Here is a 19,587-nt window from a genome sequence, read left to right as displayed (position 1 = left end):
CCGAACTCCGCTATCATGCGGCGGTTTTCGTGACAGGCTTTGCTACGGAGTTTCAATGAATACGCTTTTCATGCACTGCCGACCGGGATTCGAGGGCGAGGTCTGTTCGGAGATCGCCGAACACGCCGCGCGGCTCAACGTGGCCGGCTATGCCAAGGCCAAGACGGCCAGCGCCTGCGCCGAATTTGTCTGCACGGAACAGGACGGCGCCGAGCGGTTGATGCGTGGACAGCGGTTTGCCGAGTTGATCTTTCCGCGGCAGTGGGCGCGAGGCACGTTCATTGACTTGCCGGAAACCGACCGCATCAGCGTCATCCTCGACCACCTGACCGCGTTCCCGACCTGCGGCAGCCTGTGGCTGGAGATGGTCGACACCAATGACGGCAAGGAACTGTCGAACTTCTGCAAAAAATTCGAAGGTCCGTTGCGCAAAGCATTGGGCGGAGCCGGGAAGCTGGTGGACGATCCGCTCAAGCCGCGCCTGCTGCTGACGTTCAAAAGTGGCCGGGAGGTTTTCCTGGGGCTGGCGGAGTCCAACAATTCGGCGATGTGGCCGATGGGCATCCCGCGTTTGAAGTTCCCTAGGGAAGCACCGAGCCGTTCGACGCTCAAGCTGGAGGAGGCCTGGCACCATTTCATCCCCCGCGACCAGTGGGACGAACGCCTGCATAGCGATATGACCGGCGTCGACCTCGGCGCCGCGCCGGGCGGCTGGACCTGGCAACTGGTCAACCGCGGCATGTTGGTGACGGCCATCGACAACGGCCCGATGGCTGAAAGCCTGATGGACACCGGCCTGGTGCAGCACTTGATGGCGGACGGCTTCACGTTCAAGCCCAAGCAGCCGGTGGACTGGATGGTCTGCGACATCGTTGAGAAACCGGCGCGCAACGCGGCGATGCTGGAAGAATGGATTGGCGAGGGGCATTGCCGCGAGGCGGTGGTCAACTTGAAGCTGCCGATGAAACAGCGCTATGCCGAGGTCAAGCGTCTGCTCGAGCGTATCGCCGATGGATTCAAGGCGCGGGGCATCAAGGTCGAGATCGGTTGCAAACAGCTGTATCACGACCGCGAGGAAGTGACGTGCCATCTGCGGCGGTTGGATATCAAGAAGCCGAAGTCTCACTGAAACATGTAGCGAGCTTTTGTGGCGAGGGAGCTTGCTCCCGCTGGGTTGCGAAGCAACCCCAATGCCTTGTTGGGCTCCAAAGAGCGACGACTGCTTCGCAGCCGAGCGGGAGCAAGCTCCCTCGCCACAGGGAAGATGGACATCTGTTAAGGGCGCCGGCATTGCGCGACAATGCCGGCCAGTTTCAGGAGTAGAACATGAGTGAAATGAACGACACGCCGGTCGACGGCACACTGGACGCCACTGGCCTCAATTGCCCGGAACCGGTGATGATGCTGCACCAGCATATCCGCGACTTGGTTCCCGGAGGGCTGTTGAAAGTCATCGCCACCGACCCTTCGACCCGCCGCGATATTCCCAAGTTTTGCGTGTTTCTTGACCACGAGTTGGTGGGGCAGGACGAAGTGGATGGCACCTACCGCTACTGGATCCGCAAGAAACTCGCTTAATCCGTCGAGCGGCTGATGCGGATTTGCTTGCGTGCACTGCGTGCCAGGCGGATCGAAAGCATCAGCGCCGCGCAACTCAAGCCTACGATCAAGCCCTGCCACAATCCGCTCGGACCGCTTGCATCGCCGAGCCAGTCGGTCAGGCCCAATGCGTAACCCACCGGCAGGCCGATCCCCCAATAAGCGAACAACGTCAGGATCATCGTCACGCGCGTATCCTGATAGCCACGCAACGCACCTGCCGCCGTGACTTGTATCGCATCGGAAAACTGGAACAGCGCCGCGTAGACGATCAGCATCGACGCCACCTGGATCACCACGGGGTCGGCGGTGTAGATCGCGGCGATGGGCGCACGCAGCGCAAACATCAGGCTCGCCGACAGGCAGGCGTACGCCAGCGCCGTGCCCATGCCGACACCGGCGGCGAAGCGCGCTTCCCGTGGCTGGCCGCGGCCCAGCGCCTGGCCGACCCGCACCGTCACGGCCATGCCCAGGGAGTAGGGGATCATGAACACCAGTGAACTGAAGTTCAGGGCGATCTGATGCCCGGCCACCACCGTGGCGCCGAGGCTGCCGATCAGCAGCGCGATGACCGCGAAGATGCTCGATTCAGCAAACACTGCAATGCCAATGGGCAGGCCGATGCCCAGCAAACGCTTGATCACTGCCCCTTGCGGCCAATCGAAACGAGCGAACAAACGACTTGACTGGTAGGCCGGTGCCCAGCGTGTCCACGCCGCCATGCCTGCCGCCATGAACCACATCACGATGGCCGTGGCCCAACCGCAACCGACGCCACCCATGGCGGGAACGCCCAGGTGTCCATAAATGAAGATGTAGTTGAGCGGAATGTTCAGCGCCAAGCCGCACAGGCCCAGCACCATCGCCGGGCGCGTACGCCCCAAGCCGTCGCTGAAACAGCGCAGCACATGATAAAACGCCACCGCCGGAAGACCGGTGCCGATGCCCCGCAGGTATTCCATGCACGGACCGATCAGCTCGGGATCGACCTTCATGATGTGCAAGATCGGTTCGGCGCTGATCAGCGCCAGCGCTGCGATCAACCCCACCACCAGCGCCAGCCACAGCGCCTGGCGAACCAGTGGGCCGATCTGGTCGAACGTTCCGGCACCGAATCGTTGGGCCACCTTCGGGGTAGTGGCCAGCAGCGTACCGGTCATCAACAGGAACACCGGGACCCAGATCGAATTGCCCAGCGCCACTGCCGCGAGATCCCGCGGCCCGACTCGGCCGGCCATCACCGCATCGACAAAACCCATGGCGGTGGTTGCCAGTTGCGCCACCATGATCGGCAGTGCCAGGGCCAGCAACGTCTTGAGCTCCAGGCGAACCCGGGCCGGGCGGGTGAGGGTGGTGAGGGTGTCGATCAGAGGATTCACAGGGCAAGCGTCCGGAAAGAATAAGCGCGAGGCGGCGCATTCTACCCCTTGACGCAATGGTCAGGAAAAAACCTGTGTTGGGGATTTGTAATCGCCAACGTCTGCCTGGGTCGTTTCCGTGGTGAAGGAGCTTGCTCCCTCGCCACATACGCGTTCACTGAAGCAATGGCTGGCCCATCAAGGCGAGGAACGCCTACACTGCCCCTCCCGCCAAAGGAGCTCTGCCATGCTGATCGTCACCGACGAAAACATCCCCCTGCTAGATGCATTTTTCCAAGGCTTCGGTGAAATTCGCCGGGTGCCGGGACGGAGTATCGACCGGGCGCTGGTCGAGCAGGCTGATGTGTTGCTGGTGCGTTCGGTCACCCAGGTCAATCGGGCATTGCTGGCCGGCAGCAAGGTGCGCTTCGTCGGTACCTGCACCATCGGTACTGATCACCTGGACCTGGATTATTTTGCCGAGGGCGGCATTCGCTGGGCCAGCGCGCCGGGCTGTAACGCCCGTGGCGTGGTGGACTACGTGCTGGGCTGCCTGATGACCCTGGCGGAAATCGAAGGCGCAAGCCTTGCGCAACGCACTTTCGGCGTGGTCGGCGCGGGGCAAGTGGGTGGGCGGTTGGTCGAGGTGCTCAAAGGCCTGGGTTGGAATGTGAAAGTCTGCGATCCGCCGCGCCAGGCGCTCGAGGACGGTGATTACTTGAGCCTGGAGCAAATTGTCGAGCAGTGCGATGTCATCAGCCTGCACACACCCTTGACCCGGGGTGGGGGGCAGCCTACCTGGCATCTATTCGATGAGCACCGGTTGAACAGCCTCAGGCCTGGCACGTGGCTGATCAACGCAGCTCGCGGCCCGGTCATTGACAACGTGGCGCTGCGCGAAGTGCTGTTGGAGCGCGAGGACTTGCAAGCGGTGCTGGATGTCTGGGAACAGGAGCCGACAGTCGATGTTGACCTGGCCGACCTGTGCGTCATCGCCACTCCGCATATTGCCGGCTACAGCCTTGACGGTCGCCAGCGCGGCACAGCGCAGATCTACCAGGCGCTGTGTGGTTTTCTCGAGCGACCGGTCGAAGTCAATCTGGCCGATCTGCTGCCCCGGCCCTGGTTGGGTGGCGTTACGCTGGATGCCCAAGCCGACCCGGCCTGGGCCCTTGCGGCGCTGTGCCGCAGCGTGTACGACCCGCGTCGCGACGATGCGGATTTTCGCCGCAGCCTGGTGGGCACGGTCGATGAACAACGCAGCGCCTTCGACACCCTGCGCAAATTCTATCCGCCACGCCGGGAAATCGACAGCTTGAAGGTTCATATCCAAGGACAATCGGCGGCTCTGCAGCAAATCGTGGCCGCGCTGGGTGCCACGACCCTTTAAGCCACAAGAGCCTGCAAAAGCGGCGGGCATAAAAAACCCGACAAAAGTCGGGTTCAATTGAAGACGGGTTACATCACTTTTGTTCGGCAGGCTTGACCAGTCGTTTTTCCAGTTCGCTACACGCGTTCTGGATCATGTCTTCGGTGATCGGGACTTCGCGCCCTTGGGCATCGATGAACGAGCAGCCCAGGGATTGGTCCGGTTGCGTGCGAATCACTTGAATCTTGTCGTCGCTGCTGTGTTGCAAGGACATGGCCTGTCTCCTCATCAGGTTGCGTGCCTATCGTACTGTCGTCAGGTGACCGAGCCATGACACTCCTTGAAGGTTCATGACGACAACCCCACTGAACCAGAAATGGCGGTGCGTTTCCAGCCAGACGTTAGACCGATAACATCTAGCCATTGGTGCCGGGGGTCATATTTAACCTGACTCATTTCGATTCAATTTGGTTCCGCTGCGTTTCGTTGCCGCTGGCCATCCTTTTTCCTGCTGTATTATCGGATGCTCTCCATGCTTTCTTCTCGACATCGCCGTGCCATACGCTTGGCCAGCGGCTTCATCGCCCCTTACCGCAAGCAGGTCATCGGCGCTTTGCTGGCGCTGATTGCCACGGCCGCCATTACCTTGTCCATGGGCCAGGGCATCCGCTTGCTGGTGGACCAAGGCTTCATGACCCGCTCACCGCAATTGCTCAACCAGTCCATCGGCCTGTTCATGGTCCTGGTGGTTGGGCTGGCGATCGGTACGTTTTCGCGTTTCTACCTGGTGTCCTGGATCGGCGAGCGGGTGGTGGCCGATATCCGGCGGCAGGTGTTCAACCATTTGGTGTACTTGCACCCCGGCTTCTATGAAAACAACCGCAGTTCGGAGATCCAGTCACGCCTGACGGCTGACACAACGCTGTTGCAGTCGGTGATTGGCTCATCGCTCTCGCTGTTCCTGCGCAACTTGTTGATGGTGATCGGCGGGATCGTGCTGTTGTTCGTCACCAATCCAAAGCTCACCAGCATCGTGGTCATTGCCCTGCCGCTGGTACTGGCGCCGATCCTGATTTTCGGCCGTCGCGTGCGGAGCCTGTCGCGTGAAAGCCAGGACCGCATCGCCGACGTGGGTAGCTACGTCTCCGAAACCCTCGGCCAGATCAAGACGGTGCAGGCTTATAACCACCAAGGCCAGGATGAGCGTCGTTTTGCCACTACCGTCGAGCAGGCCTTCGACACGGCCCGCAAGCGCATTGCCCAGCGGGCCTGGTTGATCACGCTGGTGATCTTATTGGTGTTGGGGGCCGTGGGCGTGATGCTCTGGGTTGGCGGCATGGACGTGATCGCGGGGCGGATCTCCGGCGGTGAGCTGGCGGCGTTCGTGTTCTACAGTATGATCGTGGGGAGTGCCTTCGGTACCCTGAGCGAGGTGATCGGCGAGCTGCAGCGAGCGGCCGGTGCGGCTGAGCGTATTGCCGAGTTGCTGCGTTCGGAAAATGTCATCCAGCCGCCGGCTTCTGGCCTCGTTACACTGCCATCCAGGGTGCGGGGCGAGCTGCGGCTCGAAGGCGTACGGTTTTCCTATCCGTCCCGACCGGAGCGTTTCGCGGTCGATGGGCTGGACTTGACCGTCAGGGCTGGCGAAACCCTGGCGCTGGTCGGGCCGTCCGGGGCCGGTAAATCAACGGTTTATGACTTGTTGCTGCGCTTCTACGACCCGGTCGAGGGAGTCATTCTGATCGATGACGTCCCGCTGACCCAGCTCGATCCGCTGGACCTGCGCCGTCACTTCGCCTTGGTGTCGCAAAGCCCTGCTTTGTTTTTTGGTACGGTTGAAGAAAACATCCGCTACGGCAACCCCGACGCCACCGCCGAGCAAGTTCGCGAAGCCGCGCGCATTGCCCATGCCCACGATTTCATTGAAAAAATGCCCGACGGCTACGGTACCCACCTGGGCGATGGCGGCCTCGGACTTTCCGGAGGCCAGCGCCAACGATTGGCCATTGCCCGGGCGTTGTTGGTGGACGCGCCGATCCTGCTGCTGGACGAAGCGACGAGTGCCTCGATGCGCAAAGTGAATACCTGATCCAGCAAGCCCTGCCCAGCCTGATGAAAAACCGCACCACGCTGGTCATTGCCCACCGTCTGGCCACGGTGAAGAACGCCGACCGAATCGCGGTGATGGACCAGGGCAAGGTGGTTGCGGTGGGTACGCATCAGCAGTTGGTTGCTGGCAATGCGCTGTATGCGCGGTTGGCGGCGTTGCAGTTCAATGCTGGCCCTGAAGCGGCAATCGATTCAGAAATTGCCCCACAGCGCCAGCAACCGACCAAGTAACCGACCAAAAAAATGCCCGTATCTTTCAATACGGGCATTTTTTTGGAGCCGCGAGCAGCTCAACGCTCGCCGCTGCTCAGTCACTGATCATCAAAATACCGCTCATGCCAGTCCACCAGCGGCTGCGGCGAGTTGAGTTTCTGGCCGTAGATCACCGAGTACGACAACACGTTCTGCACGTATTGGCGGGTTTCGTCGAAGGGGATGCTTTCGACCCAGACGTCGAAGCTCAGGTGATCGGCGCCGCGCAGCCACTGGCGCACACGGCCGGGGCCAGCGTTGTAGGCGGCGGAGGCGAGGACGCGGTTGCCATTGAACTGGCTGTGGACCTGGCTCAGGTAAGCCGCGCCTAGCTGGATGTTCTTGTCCGGGTTGAACACTTGCTGTGGCGAGGCCAGGGGGATGTTGAACTTGCGTGCGGTTTCCTTGGCAGTGCCCGGCATCAATTGCATGAGACCGCTGGCACCGACGCTGGAGCGGGCATCGTCCATGAACGCGCTTTCCTGGCGGGTGATGGCGAACGCCCAGCTCGGATGCAGGCCACGAACCTTGGCCTCGCGGACCAGGGTGTCGCGGTAGGCCATTGGGAAACGGATGTCCAGGTCGTCCCAGTATTTGGCCTGGCTGATGGTGCGGATGGCCGGGAAATACCATTTCAAGTCATAGGCCAGTTTCGCCTGGGCGACCATTTCGTCCCGGTTGAAATGACGGCTGACGTGATACCACTCGCGGCGACCATCGACAATCTGCCCTCGCGCATGAAACTCCAGCGCTCGACGTATGCCCGGCGTATTGCGTACTTTGTTGATCAACGCCTGGCTCATGACCAGGGGTTTGTTATTGAGCGAGTAGGGTGACTGAGACCGATCGGCCGCCAGGAAACCGTAGAAATCCCGCTCCCGGGCCAATTGCTTGTAGAGCGTCACGGCTTCGGGGTTCTGCGGCTGTGCCAATTCCAGGCTGCGTGCTTGCCAGTAGCGCCAGCGGTTGGTACTGGCGAGCGACTCAGGCAGGCGGCGGGTCAACTGGTAGGCGTCTTCCCAACGGGCCAGGCGCAGCAGCAGGCGCAAGCGCCATTCCGAGACCGTGTCGTCCCGCAGTTCCGGATCGTATTTGGTCATCACGTCCAGGGCGCGGCTGTCGAAGCGTTTGGCCAGGGTCAGGCCGATTTCCCGGGCGATGGCCACTTTTTCATCCCGGGAAAAATGCATGGTGCTCGCGTAGCCGTCGAGCAATGCCATGGCTTTTTCTGGATCCTGGCGGGCCAGGCGGCGCAGACCGAGGCTGACGATATCGGACATTGGCTCGTCGGCGGGAGCAAAGCGCGACGGCTGGCTGAGCTGCTCGGGCTTCTGCGCAACGTCAACCAGCAGTTTGCCCCGAGGCGCGAGCGTGGTGAGGGCGCTGACCAGACTATTGGCCAAGGGGTAGTTGCGGGCCTGAGCGGCCAGCTTGGCGCGTTCCCAGCGTTTCTGCTCGGTCAACTGGCCCTGGGCCGCCCACATGCCGAACAGCGCGTCGCAGGCCGCCGGCTGCGATTTGCCGGTGAGCCACAATTTCTCGGTGTTGGCGTAGCCTTCGGCTTTCAAGCCGTGACCCAGCTGATACTGGGCATTAAGGCAATCAAGCTCGGTAAAGTTGAGCTTGGGATCGTAGTACTTGATGAAGGTCGCCCAGTCGCCACGCTCGGCCAGCCAGCGCAACCAGCGCAGCTTCATCCAGTTGGCCTGGGGCAGGTCGCCATGCTCGGCGAGGAACTTCTCGATCTCGGCGTTGCTTGCGCTCTTTAGGCGCGCGGTCAGTTCGTCGTAGGCCAGGTACGGCTCCAGCGGATAATCGCGCAGGGCCTGGCTGTAGCGAGAATACGGGCCTGAATCGCCTTTGGCCAAGGCGCGCTTGGCTTCATCGTAATATTGGCGCTGGGTGGAAATATCCACCGCCTGGGCGGTTTGAACGGCAGTAGCACATACAAACAAACAAGATAAGACACTGAAAAGGCGACTGCGCATGATACGTCCGGGCAGAAAAAAACATGACAAGCCCAGGGGAAAACCCGGGGTAACTGCCTGTAGCTTAGCCTTTTGCCAGCAGCCGGCGAAAGCTTTGCAGGGCCGTCGGCACAAGTTCGCACCATTTATTTTGCAGAGTGCTTCTGCGACGAAATTGGCGGACCTATGAGGGCTCTTCTCAGGTAGAATGCGCCCCCGGTTTTTGGAGAAGCTCATGACCCTGCTCAAATTCAGCGATGTGTCCCTTGCTTTCGGCGCGATGCCGTTGTTGGACAAGGTGTCCTGGCAGATCGCCCGTGGTGAGCGGGTGTGCATCATCGGCCGCAACGGCACTGGCAAGTCCAGCATGATGAAGCTGGTCAAGGGCGACCAGAAGCCTGACGACGGTTCCGTCTGGCGTGCGCCAGGCCTGAAAATCGGCGAACTGCCCCAGGAATTGCCGGTGGCCGACGAGCGAACCGTGTTCGACGTGGTTGCCGAAGGCCTGGACGGCGTCGGCGCGCTGTTGGCCGAATATCACCACCTGAGCCAGAACATCGTCACCGATGCCGACCTGGACAAGTTGATGCACGTGCAGCACGACCTCGAGGCTCGCGACGGATGGCGTCTGCAGCAACTGGTCGACAGCACCTTGAGTCGCCTGCAGTTGCCGGCCGACAAGACCCTGGCCGAGCTGTCCGGCGGCTGGCGTCGTCGCGTCCTGTTGGCCCAGGCTCTGGTTTCCGAGCCGGACCTGCTGCTGCTCGACGAACCGACCAACCATTTGGACATCGGCGCCATTGCCTGGCTTGAAGAAGCCCTCAAGGATTTCCAGGGCGCTGTGCTGTTCATCACCCACGACCGTTCTTTCCTGCAGAACCTGGCGACGCGCATCCTCGAACTGGATCGCGGTGGCCTGATCGATTGGAACGGCGATTACGCCAGTTTCCTGGTGCACAAGGAAGCGGCGCTGGCGGCGGAGGAAACCGCCAACGCGTTGTTCGACAAGAAGCTGGCCCAGGAAGAAGTCTGGATTCGCCAGGGCATCAAGGCTCGGCGCACCCGCAACGAAGGCCGCGTGCGGGCGCTGAAGGCCTTGCGCATGGAACGCAGCGAGCGTCGCGAGCGCACCGGCAAGGCCAACATCCAGCTCGATACCGCCGACAAGTCCGGCAAGCAGGTCATGGTGCTGGAGAACGTGAGTTTCGCCCACCCTGGCGGCCCGTTCCTGATCAAGGACTTCTCCATGGTCCTGCAGCGCGGCGATCGCATCGGCCTGCTGGGCGCCAACGGCACCGGCAAGACCACCTTGCTCAAGCTGATGCTCGGCGGCCTGGTGCCGACCAACGGCAAGGTGGAAGAGGGCACGAAGATCGACGTCGCCTACTTCGACCAGCTGCGTCATCAGCTGGACCTGGAAAAGACCGTGATCGATAACGTGGCGGAAGGCCGCGACTTCATCGATATCGACGGCCAGAGCCGCCACGTGCTGAGCTACCTGGGTGATTTCCTGTTCAGCCCCCAGCGTGCCCGCACGCCGGTGAAGGCGCTGTCGGGTGGTGAGCGTGCCCGTCTGTTGCTGGCCAAATTGTTCAGCAAGCCAGCGAACCTGCTGGTGCTCGACGAACCAACCAACGACTTGGACGTGGAAACCCTGGAGTTGCTGGAGGAAGTGCTGCTGACCTTCAACGGCACTGTACTGATGGTCAGTCACGACCGGGCATTCCTCGACAACGTGGTCACCAGCACACTGGTGTTCGAAGGCGAGGGCCTGGTTCGCGAATATGTCGGTGGTTATCAGGACTGGCTGCGCCAGGGCGGCTCGCCGCGTCTGCTGGGTGTGACCGAGAGCAAGTCCGGCAAGGCTGATCTGAATTCAGCGGTCGTCAAGGCCGAGCCGGCTTCGGTTGCCACCGCGGCCGCACCGACGCCTGCGAAGAAAAAACTCAGCTACAAGCTGCAGCGTGAGCTGGAAGCCTTGCCGGGTGATATCGATGCGAAGGAAAAGCAGATCGCCGCGGTGGAGGCCGAGATGGCTGACGCTGGTTTTTATCAGCGTCCGCCGGGTGAAACCGCCAAGGTGATCGCGCATCTGGAGCAGTTGCAGGCTGAGCTGGACGCATTGGTCGAGCGCTGGGCCGAACTGGACGCCTGATCGACCGCTCTAAAAAATCCCGGCGTTGAGCGCCGGGATTTTTTTCATCCAAGGTACCGCCCCTGAAGGTTCAGGTGCGTTTGACCAGGTGCACTGCAAGCACGTCGCATGGCGCACCATGCAACACATCGTTGGCGGTGGAGCCTAGCAACAGCGCCAGGCCGTGGCGCCCGTGGCTGCCAACGACGATCAGGTCGCAGCCTTGCTCCTTGGCCAGATGATGGATCTCCTGGCGAGGCTGGCCGTAGGTCAGGTGGCTGTTTTCTTTTTTCAGCGCCGGGTATTTCACGATCAGCCGGTCAAGGCGTTCCTTGGCCTGATCGAATTGTTGCTGCTGCAGTTGGGAAAGATCCATTGGAACGTCACCGCCAAATGCCATGGCCATGGGTTCGACGATGTGCACCAGCGACAGTTTGGTGTCTCGGCCATCGCAAAGGGCGAGGGCGCGCTTGACGACGGGATCGCATTCTTCAGTGAGGTCGACGGCGACCAGGACGTGTTCGTAGTACATGAAAAAGCACTCCAGAGAATGGCGATACGTTAAGTATGGCTGGTTTCAAGCGCATTGAGGGCAACGCAGGTCAATGGCTCATCAAAATTCGGGAGTACAGATATGACGGTCTGGATAGTGGTGTCAATCCTGTTGGTGGTTTTAAGCCCCCTGGCATGGTTGCGGCCGTCCCGCGTCCAGAGTGGTCGAATGGCCCTGCGCATGGAGGCGCGACGCCTTGGGCTGGCCATGCAGCTGGCTCAGCAGGAGTGGCCCCATTGGCTCGGCCAGCAGCCGCCGAACCCTTGCGCGCAGTATCATCGGCCGCGGCGGGGGCGGCAGCCGGTCAGCTGGAGTTACTGGCAAAAGGCGCCGGGCGTGTGGGTCAACCAATGGCAGGAGCCCTGTCAGGACGAATCGCTGCTCAGTCATTTCAGAACATTGCCGGCCAATGTCTACAAGGTCGAGGCTGACGGTCAGATGATCGCCCTGTATTGGGGCGAGAAAGGCGAGGCGAGTGTTCTGCAGGACATTTCTGCTGTGCTCAAGGCGTTGGCCTGAGCAATAAAAAGCCCGATAGCGTCATCGGGCGGGTTGGCCAGGCAGGCCGGTAAACCGTTATATCCGGGCGTGCTTCGAAACGTCCTCCTTCCCAAGCACTCAGATGTGTTGTCACCAGCTTAGCCGGTTCAAATCCGCACGCCTGCAATTAGGGCGACTTTTCTAATAATTGATTCTATGAATGGTTGCCCATGCAGCGTCGTGTTGCGGATCCGTGCGGTACGGAAATGACTGTAGAGTCCTGTTCAAACGCTTGTTTAGGGCGATTGACAATTGTCGGAAATTCCGTGAAGGTGACGTACCCAAATCAAACGGGCGTATGAATTGAGCGTTTGTATTTTCAGAGCGTTCCTACAGACCCCGACTATCGCGTTGACGGGTGTGCCTGGCGGATTGGCGTAGCATCGACGTTATGTCAATGCCAGGCCAGCAGTCAGCGTCCAACGTGTACTGTTCAGCTTCCATATCGTGGAGATCAGTTGATGATTTACGAAGGTAAAGCCATCACGGTTAAGGCTCTTGAAAGTGGCATCGTCGAACTGAAATTCGACCTCAAGGGTGAGTCCGTCAACAAGTTCAACCGTCTAACCCTGAATGAATTGCGGCAGGCCGTAGACACCATCAACGCAGATGCTTCGATCAAGGGTGTGATCGTCAGCAGCGGCAAAGACGTGTTCATCGTCGGCGCCGACATCACCGAATTCGTCGATAACTTCAAGCTGCCCGATGCCGAACTGATCGCTGGCAACCTCGAAGCGAACCGTATCTTCAGCGATTTCGAAGACCTCGGCGTGCCAACCGTCGCGGCCATCAATGGCATCGCCCTGGGCGGTGGCCTGGAAATGTGCCTGGCGGCCGATTACCGCGTCATGTCCACCACGGCCAAGATCGGCCTGCCGGAAGTCAAGCTGGGCATCTACCCTGGCTTTGGCGGTACCGTGCGCCTGCCGCGCCTGATCGGTGCCGACAACGCGATCGAGTGGATTGCCGCTGGCAAGGAAAACCGTGCCGAAGACGCACTGAAAGTAGGCGCTGTGGATGCCGTGGTTGAACCCGGTAAACTCCAGGAAGCGGCGCTTGAAACGATCAAGCGCGCCATCAGCGGCGAGTTCGACTACAAGGCCAAGCGCCAGCCGAAGCTGGAGAAACTCAAGCTCAACGCCATCGAACAAATGATGGCCTTCGAAACCGCCAAGGGTTTCGTGGCTGGCCAGGCTGGCCCGAACTACCCGGCACCGGTCGAAGCGATCAAGACCATCCAGAAAGCCGCGAATTTCGGTCGCGACAAGGCTCTGGAAGTCGAAGCCGCCGGTTTCGTCAAGCTGGCCAAGACCTCGGCTGCACAAAGCCTGATCGGTCTGTTCCTCAACGACCAGGAACTGAAGAAAAAGGCCAAGGCCTACGACGAAATCGCCCGCGACGTGAAGCAGGCCGCTGTACTCGGCGCCGGCATCATGGGCGGCGGCATCGCCTACCAGTCGGCGTCCAAAGGCACGCCGATCCTGATGAAAGACATCAACGAACACGGGATCGAGCAGGGTCTGGCCGAAGCCGCCAAGCTGCTGGTCGGTCGCGTCGACAAAGGTCGCATGACCGCCGCGAAGATGGCCGAAGTGCTCAACGGCATTCGTCCAACCCTGTCCTACGGCGATTTCGGCCATGTCGACCTGGTGGTCGAAGCCGTTGTCGAGAACCCGAAGGTCAAGCAGGCGGTATTGGCCGAAGTCGAAGACAAGGTCAAAGAAGACACCATCCTCGCCTCGAACACCTCGACCATTTCCATTTCGCTGCTGGCCAAGGCCCTCAAGCGTCCGGAGAACTTCGTCGGCATGCACTTCTTCAACCCGGTGCACATGATGCCGCTGGTGGAAGTCATCCGTGGCGAGAAGTCCAGCGAACAAGCCATCGCCACCACCGTTGCCTACGCCAAGAAAATGGGCAAGAACCCGATCGTCGTCAACGACTGCCCGGGTTTCCTGGTCAACCGCGTGCTGTTCCCGTACTTCGGCGGTTTCGCCAAGCTGGTCAGCGCTGGCGTCGACTTCGTGCGTATCGACAAGATCATGGAAAAATTCGGCTGGCCGATGGGCCCGGCGTACCTGATGGATGTGGTCGGCATCGACACCGGCCACCACGGTCGCGACGTGATGGCTGAAGGCTTCCCGGATCGCATGAAAGACGATCGCCGTTCGGCCGTCGACGTGCTCTACGAAGCCAAGCGCCTGGGCCAGAAGAATGGCAAGGGCTTCTACGCCTATGAGACCGACAAGCGCGGCAAACAGAAGAAAGTCGCCGATTCGTCGGTGCTGGAAGTGCTCAAGCCGATCGTCTACGAGCAGCGCGAAGTCACCGACGAGGACATCATCAACTGGATGATGATCCCGCTGTGCCTCGAAACCGTGCGTTGCCTGGAAGACGGCATTGTTGAAACTGCCGCCGAAGCCGACATGGGTCTGGTCTACGGTATCGGTTTCCCTCCATTCCGTGGCGGTGCGCTGCGTTACATCGACTCGATCGGTGTGGCCGAGTTCGTTGCCCTGGCTGACCAGTACGCTGATCTGGGCGCGCTGTACCACCCGACCGCGAAGCTGCGTGAAATGGCCAAAAATGGCCAGCGTTTCTTCGGTTAAGCGCCCAACGACTAGAGCGAGAGAACATTTATGAGCTTGAATCCTAGAGACGTCGTGATCGTCGACTTCGGTCGTACGCCGATGGGCCGCTCCAAGGGCGGCATGCACCGCAACACCCGCGCCGAAGACATGTCGGCGCACCTGATCAGCAAACTGCTGGAACGCAACGTCAAGGTTGACCCCAACGAAGTCGAAGACGTGATCTGGGGCTGCGTTAACCAGACCCTGGAGCAGGGCTGGAACATCGCCCGCATGGCCTCGCTGATGACCCAGATTCCTCACACCGCGGCCGGCCAGACCGTCAGCCGCCTGTGCGGTTCGTCCATGAGCGCACTGCACACCGCCGCCCAGGCGATCATGACCGGCAATGGCGATGTGTTTGTCGTAGGCGGTGTGGAGCATATGGGCCACGTGAGCATGATGCACGGCGTCGATCCGAACCCGCACATGTCGCTATACGCGGCAAAAGCCTCGGGGATGATGGGCCTGACTGCGGAAATGCTCGGCAAAATGCACGGCATTACCCGCGAACAGCAGGACGCTTTTGGCGTGCGCTCCCACCAGCTCGCCCACAAGGCGACCGTGGAAGGCAAGTTCAAGGACGAAATCATCCCGATGCAGGGCTATGACGAGAACGGCTTCCTGAAGCTGTTCGACTACGACGAAACCATTCGTCCGGAAACTACCCTGGAAAGCCTGGCGACCCTCAAGCCGGCCTTCAATCCAAAGGGCGGCACCGTGACAGCCGGTACCTCGTCGCAGATCACCGATGGTGCGTCGTGCATGATCGTGATGTCGGCCCAGCGTGCTCAGGACCTGGGTATACAGCCGATGGCCGTGATTCGTTCGATGGCCGTCGCTGGTGTGGATCCTGCGATCATGGGCTATGGTCCAGTACCGGCTACGCAAAAAGCCTTGAAGCGTGCGGGCCTGGGCATTGCCGATATCGACTTCTTCGAGCTCAACGAAGCTTTCGCCGCACAGGCCTTGCCAGTGCTGAAAGATTTGAAAGTGCTCGACAAGATGAACGAGAAGGTTAACCTGCACGGCGGCGCAATCGCCCTGGGTCACCCTTTCGGTTGTTCCGGTGCGCGTATCTCCGGCACGCTGCTCAACGTCATGAAGCAGAACGGCGGCACTTTTGGGGTGTCCACCATGTGCATTGGCCTTGGCCAGGGCATCGCCACTGTCTTCGAACGCGTCTAAGCGTTACGTTGATGGAAGCCGGGGCCAAGTGCCCCGGTTTTTGTTTTTCCGGGTTTAGTAAAAAAAAGATTTTGTTTTTATTTTGGTAAGACTTGAGCAGGGGCCAAAGCATGCCGATACAACCTGGGCTCTACCAACATTACAAAGGTCCGCAGTACCGCGTATTCAGTATTGCGCGGCACTCCGAGACCGAGGAAGAAGTGGTCTTCTATCAAGCCCTGTATGGCGATTACGGCTTTTGGGTGCGTCCGTTGAGCATGTTCCAGGAGTCCGTCGAGGTTGACGGCGAACAGGTGCCACGCTTTGCTTTGGTGCAGGCCGAGGCGAGCATTTTTTCCAAGGCTTGAGGCCGACATGGGGGCGGGCATGCCCTTGACCTCACCTTGCAGCCACTATATATAGCGGTGCCGCGTCAGGCGCCAACCGCCTTTCACTTTTTTGAATTCAGGAATTTTCTGATCCATGGGCAAATCGCTGGTCATTGTGGAATCCCCGGCTAAGGCCAAGACCATCAACAAGTATCTGGGCAACCAATACGTGGTGAAGTCGAGTATCGGCCATATCCGAGACCTGCCCACCAGCGGTTCGGCTAGCGCCAGCAAAGAGCCGGCCGCCAAGCGCGGCAAGGCAGCTGCCGGTGAAGCGCCAGCGCTGTCGCCGAAAGAAAAGGCGCGCAAGCAGTTGGTCTCCCGCATGGGGGTTGATCCGGAGCACGGCTGGAAAGCCAAGTACGAGATCCTCCCGGGCAAGGAAAAGGTCATCGAAGAATTGCGCCGGCTTGCCAAGGACGCCGACACCATCTATCTCGCGACGGACTTGGACCGCGAAGGGGAAGCCATTGCCTGGCACCTGCGCGAAGCCATCGGTGGCGATGACAGCCGCTACAAGCGCGTGGTGTTCAACGAGATCACCAAGAAAGCCATCCAGGAAGCTTTCTCCCAGCCGGGCGAGTTGGATATCGATCGGGTCAACGCCCAGCAGGCGCGTCGCTTCCTCGACCGCGTGGTGGGCTACATGGTCTCGCCGCTGCTGTGGGCCAAGATCGCCCGTGGTCTGTCGGCCGGTCGCGTGCAGTCGGTTGCGGTGAAGCTGGTGGTGGAGCGCGAGCGCGAAATCCGGGCGTTCATCCCTGAAGAGTACTGGGAAATCCACGCTGATCTTGGAACCGCCAAGGGCGCTACCGTGCGCTTTGAGGTGGCTCGTGAGAAAGGCGAGGCCTTCAAGCCACTCAACGAAGCCCAGGCCATGGCGGCGTTGGAGAAGCTCAAGTCTTCGAGCTACAGCATCGTCAAGCGTGAAGACAAGCCGACCAGCAGCAAGCCGTCCGCGCCGTTCATTACGTCCACGCTGCAGCAGGCCGCGAGCAACCGCCTGGGCTTCGGCGTGAAGAAAACCATGATGATGGCCCAGCGGTTGTATGAAGCGGGCTACATCACGTACATGCGTACCGACTCGACCAACCTCTCGGCGGATGCCGTGGCGATGGCGCGTACTTATATAGAAAGCGAGTTCGGCAAGAAATATCTGCCTGAGACGCCGAATGTCTACAGCAGCAAGGCAGGCGCCCAAGAGGCTCACGAAGCGATTCGTCCGTCCGACGCCAATACCGAGCCAAGCAAGCTGTCGGGCATGGAACGCGATGCCGAGCGTCTCTACGAGCTGATCTGGCGCCAGTTCCTGGCCTGCCAGATGCTGCCGGCGCAATACCTGTCGACCACGGTCAGCGTTGGTGCTGGCGACTTCGAGCTGCGCGCCAAGGGCCGCATTCTGAAGTTCGACGGTTACACTCGTGTCATGCCGCAAATCACCAAGCCTGGCGACGACGATGTCTTGCCGGACATGGCCCAGGGCGATGTGATGAAACTGGTCAAGATCGATCCAACCCAGCACTTCACCAAGCCACCGGCACGGTATTCCGAGGCCAGCCTGGTCAAGGAAATGGAAAAGCGCGGCATCGGTCGTCCTTCGACCTACGCGGCGATCATTTCCACCATCCAGGACCGCGGTTACGTGGCGCTGCACAACCGTCGTTTCTATTCGGAAAAGATGGGTGACATCGTTACCGAGCGCTTGTCCGAGAGCTTCTCGAACCTGATGGACTACGGCTTCACCGCCGGCATGGAAGAGAACCTCGATGACGTGGCCCAGGGCGAGCGGGACTGGAAGAACGTGCTCGACGAGTTCTACGGCGACTTCAAGAAAAAACTTGAAGTAGCCGAGAGCCCTGAGAGCGGCATGCGCGCCAACCAGCCAGTGATGACGGATATCCCGTGCCTGACCTGCGGTCGGCCGATGCAAATCCGTACCGCCTCGACTGGCGTATTCCTAGGCTGCTCAGGCTACAGCTTGCCGCCGAAAGAACGATGCAAGGCGACGGTCAACCTGGTGCCTGGCGATGAAATCGCCGCAGACGACGAAGGCGAATCGGAATCCCTGGTGTTGCGTGGCAAGCACCGCTGCCCTATCTGCAGCACCGCGATGGACGCCTATCTGCTGGATGAAAAGCGCAAGCTGCACATATGCGGTAACAACCCGGATTGCGCCGGCTACGAGATTGAAGAGGGCACCTACCGCATCAAGGGCTACGAAGGTCCGAGCCTGGAATGCGACAAGTGCGGCAGTGAGATGCAGCTCAAGACAGGCCGCTTCGGCAAGTTCTTCGGTTGCACCAATCCGACCTGCAAGAACACCCGCAAGCTGCTCAAGAGTGGTGATGCCGCTCCGCCGAAGATGGACCCGGTGAAGATGCCCGAGCTCAAATGCGAGAAGGTCAACGACACCTACATCCTGCGCGACGGCGCTTCCGGACTGTTCCTGGCGGCCAGCCAGTTCCCGAAAAACCGTGAAACCCGTGCGCCACTGGTGATGGAGATCGTCCCGCACAAGGACGAAATCGATCCGAAGTATCATTTCCTCTGTGAAGCGCCGCAGAAGGACCCGGACGGTCGCCCGGCGGTGATTCGTTACAGCCGCAAGACCAAGGAGCAATACGTGCAGACCGAGGTCGACGGCAAGCCTACTGGCTGGAAAGCGTTCTATGACGGCGGAAAGTGGACCGTTGAAGATAAGCGCTAATTGATGGTGTGTGGGCTCTCTATTGCGAGGGAGCTTGCTCCCGCTGGACCGGTCCGACGTTTCGGGCGCAGTCGCCCCAATAGCCACGGATGAACAGAAGGCCGCATGACAACCCAACGGTTTCATGCGGCCTCTCTGTTTTTGCCTTGCAGTCGCCTCGGTTGATCCACGACACTGTCGTACCTGCGTGACGCTTTTATTTCGTTGGGGAGAATGCCGACATGGCCCACGAACTCTACACCCGCACCAATCAGAAGATTTATTTCGCCGGCCTGTCGCTTGAAGCGCTGACCAAGGCGGAGGAAGGGCGCGCAATGAATGCCCCGGCGCTGGTCCAGGCTGGGCGTGAATCAGTGCTGTTTCATTTGTACGGTGCGTTGCTGGGGCTTTGTCATGAAATTGCCGGTTTCTATCGCTTGCCCCAGGCAAATGCTTCACGGGCCGAGTTGATGTTGACTCCCGAAGTGTTGGAAGCCCACGCGATTCCAGAGCTGGCCGAAATGGTCGAGCTGGCCCAAAACCCGGAAACCTGGCTGGCCAGGCTGTTGGCAGCCCATACGGCTTTGTTCCAGCCGCCACGGGCCCCCCGTAAACCCAAGGGTGACGTGACCCAGCCGTTGATCGTTGCGGTCAATCTTGACGAACAAGAGCCGGAGCAGGAGCTGACGCGGGAAGAATTGGAGAGCTGGCGCCAGAATCTCAAAGGCCTGGCTATCCGCTTTCGCGAAGGGCTGAACGAATGCTGAGTTTCATTCGCTCCGTAATGTTCGCTAACGACGCTTGGTCAAGATCCTGAGCGAAGCCCGGCTGATGACT

Annotated in this window: 14 protein-coding genes and 1 pseudogene; 11 read left to right on the top strand and 4 right to left on the bottom strand. The window is 60.2% G+C overall.

Annotated features, from left to right (window positions below; all coding sequences use genetic code 11):
- The first annotated feature begins 55 nt into the window (after positions 1 to 55).
- Both rlmM and tusA read left to right on the top strand, forming a co-directional pair.
- Entirely contained in the window at positions 56 to 1,129 is a 1,074-nt protein-coding gene (rlmM, locus tag J3P95_RS16420; RefSeq protein WP_434580508.1) for a 23S rRNA (cytidine(2498)-2'-O)-methyltransferase RlmM, read from the top strand.
- A gap of 197 nt (positions 1,130 to 1,326) precedes the next feature.
- On the top strand, positions 1,327 to 1,578 hold the full coding sequence (tusA, locus tag J3P95_RS16415) for a sulfurtransferase TusA (protein ID WP_042732523.1): 252 nt from the start codon (positions 1,327 to 1,329) through the stop codon (positions 1,576 to 1,578).
- Here tusA and J3P95_RS16410 read toward each other — a convergent pair.
- Entirely contained in the window at positions 1,575 to 2,978 is a 1,404-nt protein-coding gene (locus J3P95_RS16410; RefSeq protein ID WP_434580510.1) for an MATE family efflux transporter, read from the bottom strand. The two genes, tusA and J3P95_RS16410, sit on opposite strands and share 4 nt — an antisense overlap.
- A gap of 226 nt (positions 2,979 to 3,204) precedes the next feature.
- On the opposite strand from J3P95_RS16410, the gene pdxB reads away from it, so the two are divergent.
- On the top strand, positions 3,205 to 4,347 hold the full coding sequence (gene pdxB / locus J3P95_RS16405; RefSeq protein ID WP_434580512.1) for a 4-phosphoerythronate dehydrogenase PdxB: 1,143 nt from the start codon (positions 3,205 to 3,207) through the stop codon (positions 4,345 to 4,347).
- A gap of 73 nt (positions 4,348 to 4,420) precedes the next feature.
- On the opposite strand, the gene J3P95_RS16400 is transcribed toward pdxB, so the two are convergent.
- Positions 4,421 to 4,600, bottom strand: coding sequence for a PA1571 family protein (locus J3P95_RS16400; protein WP_434557835.1), 180 nt, complete (start codon positions 4,598 to 4,600; stop codon positions 4,421 to 4,423).
- 249 nt (positions 4,601 to 4,849) lie between these two features.
- On the opposite strand from J3P95_RS16400, the pseudogene J3P95_RS16395 reads away from it, so the two are divergent.
- Positions 4,850 to 6,666, top strand: a pseudogene (locus tag J3P95_RS16395) (ABC transporter transmembrane domain-containing protein).
- An 80-nt stretch (positions 6,667 to 6,746) separates the two neighbouring features.
- On the opposite strand, the gene J3P95_RS16390 reads toward J3P95_RS16395, so the two are convergent.
- Positions 6,747 to 8,675, bottom strand: a complete 1,929-nt coding sequence (locus J3P95_RS16390; protein WP_434580514.1) for a transglycosylase SLT domain-containing protein — start codon at positions 8,673 to 8,675, stop codon at positions 6,747 to 6,749.
- A 214-nt stretch (positions 8,676 to 8,889) separates the two neighbouring features.
- Between J3P95_RS16390 and J3P95_RS16385 the strand changes: the two genes are divergently transcribed.
- Complete coding sequence (locus J3P95_RS16385) at positions 8,890 to 10,809, top strand: ATP-binding cassette domain-containing protein (RefSeq protein WP_434580516.1); 1,920 nt, start codon at positions 8,890 to 8,892, stop codon at positions 10,807 to 10,809.
- Between the two features lie 70 nt (positions 10,810 to 10,879).
- Here J3P95_RS16385 and J3P95_RS16380 read toward each other — a convergent pair whose 3' ends face one another.
- Positions 10,880 to 11,320 carry a universal stress protein gene (locus J3P95_RS16380; RefSeq protein ID WP_434557831.1) on the bottom strand — a complete coding sequence of 147 codons (441 nt, stop codon included), beginning with the start codon at positions 11,318 to 11,320 and terminating at the stop codon, positions 10,880 to 10,882.
- A 102-nt stretch (positions 11,321 to 11,422) separates the two neighbouring features.
- On the opposite strand from J3P95_RS16380, the gene J3P95_RS16375 reads away from it, so the two are divergent.
- The 6 genes from J3P95_RS16375 to J3P95_RS16350 all read left to right on the top strand — a co-directional run bounded on the left by J3P95_RS16375 (position 11,423) and on the right by J3P95_RS16350 (position 19,517).
- Positions 11,423 to 11,860 (top strand): hypothetical protein, encoded by a 438-nt coding sequence (locus J3P95_RS16375; protein ID WP_434557830.1) that lies wholly within the window; start codon positions 11,423 to 11,425, stop codon positions 11,858 to 11,860.
- A 482-nt stretch (positions 11,861 to 12,342) separates the two neighbouring features.
- Complete coding sequence (fadB, locus tag J3P95_RS16370; protein ID WP_434557829.1) at positions 12,343 to 14,490, top strand: fatty acid oxidation complex subunit alpha FadB; 2,148 nt, start codon at positions 12,343 to 12,345, stop codon at positions 14,488 to 14,490.
- Positions 14,491 to 14,520: 30 nt separating this feature from the next.
- Entirely contained in the window at positions 14,521 to 15,696 is a 1,176-nt protein-coding gene (gene fadA / locus J3P95_RS16365; RefSeq protein WP_092197355.1) for an acetyl-CoA C-acyltransferase FadA, read from the top strand.
- A 110-nt stretch (positions 15,697 to 15,806) separates the two neighbouring features.
- Complete coding sequence (locus J3P95_RS16360) at positions 15,807 to 16,043, top strand: DUF1653 domain-containing protein (protein WP_434557828.1); 237 nt, start codon at positions 15,807 to 15,809, stop codon at positions 16,041 to 16,043.
- A 115-nt stretch (positions 16,044 to 16,158) separates the two neighbouring features.
- Positions 16,159 to 18,771, top strand: coding sequence for a type I DNA topoisomerase (gene topA / locus J3P95_RS16355; protein ID WP_434580518.1), 2,613 nt, complete (start codon positions 16,159 to 16,161; stop codon positions 18,769 to 18,771).
- Positions 18,772 to 18,992: 221 nt separating this feature from the next.
- Entirely contained in the window at positions 18,993 to 19,517 is a 525-nt protein-coding gene (locus J3P95_RS16350; RefSeq protein WP_434557826.1) for a DUF6586 family protein, read from the top strand.
- Positions 19,518 to 19,587: the final 70 nt, after the last annotated feature.

Origin of the sequence: Pseudomonas sp. Z5-35, assembly GCF_051131945.1 — a bacterium.
GTDB lineage: Bacteria > Pseudomonadota > Gammaproteobacteria > Pseudomonadales > Pseudomonadaceae > Aquipseudomonas > Aquipseudomonas marvdashtae.
This window is presented reverse-complemented; position numbering and strand designations above follow the sequence as displayed.

What these genes read in the sequence shown, in the direction of transcription:
- fadB (WP_434557829.1), top strand. Translation starts at nt 12,343, where the DNA reads ATGATTTACGAAGGTAAAGCCATCACGGTTAAGGCTCTTGAAAGTGGC.
- J3P95_RS16375 (WP_434557830.1), top strand. Translation starts at nt 11,423, where the DNA reads ATGACGGTCTGGATAGTGGTGTCAATCCTGTTGGTGGTTTTAAGCCCC.
- tusA (WP_042732523.1), top strand. Translation starts at nt 1,327, where the DNA reads ATGAGTGAAATGAACGACACGCCGGTCGACGGCACACTGGACGCCACT.
- J3P95_RS16360 (WP_434557828.1), top strand. Translation starts at nt 15,807, where the DNA reads ATGCCGATACAACCTGGGCTCTACCAACATTACAAAGGTCCGCAGTAC.
- J3P95_RS16350 (WP_434557826.1), top strand. Translation starts at nt 18,993, where the DNA reads ATGGCCCACGAACTCTACACCCGCACCAATCAGAAGATTTATTTCGCC.
- J3P95_RS16400 (WP_434557835.1), bottom strand. Translation starts at nt 4,600, where the DNA reads ATGTCCTTGCAACACAGCAGCGACGACAAGATTCAAGTGATTCGCACG.
- rlmM (WP_434580508.1), top strand. Translation starts at nt 56, where the DNA reads ATGAATACGCTTTTCATGCACTGCCGACCGGGATTCGAGGGCGAGGTC.
- J3P95_RS16390 (WP_434580514.1), bottom strand. Translation starts at nt 8,675, where the DNA reads ATGCGCAGTCGCCTTTTCAGTGTCTTATCTTGTTTGTTTGTATGTGCT.
- pdxB (WP_434580512.1), top strand. Translation starts at nt 3,205, where the DNA reads ATGCTGATCGTCACCGACGAAAACATCCCCCTGCTAGATGCATTTTTC.
- topA (WP_434580518.1), top strand. Translation starts at nt 16,159, where the DNA reads ATGGGCAAATCGCTGGTCATTGTGGAATCCCCGGCTAAGGCCAAGACC.
- fadA (WP_092197355.1), top strand. Translation starts at nt 14,521, where the DNA reads ATGAGCTTGAATCCTAGAGACGTCGTGATCGTCGACTTCGGTCGTACG.
- J3P95_RS16385 (WP_434580516.1), top strand. Translation starts at nt 8,890, where the DNA reads ATGACCCTGCTCAAATTCAGCGATGTGTCCCTTGCTTTCGGCGCGATG.
- J3P95_RS16380 (WP_434557831.1), bottom strand. Translation starts at nt 11,320, where the DNA reads ATGTACTACGAACACGTCCTGGTCGCCGTCGACCTCACTGAAGAATGC.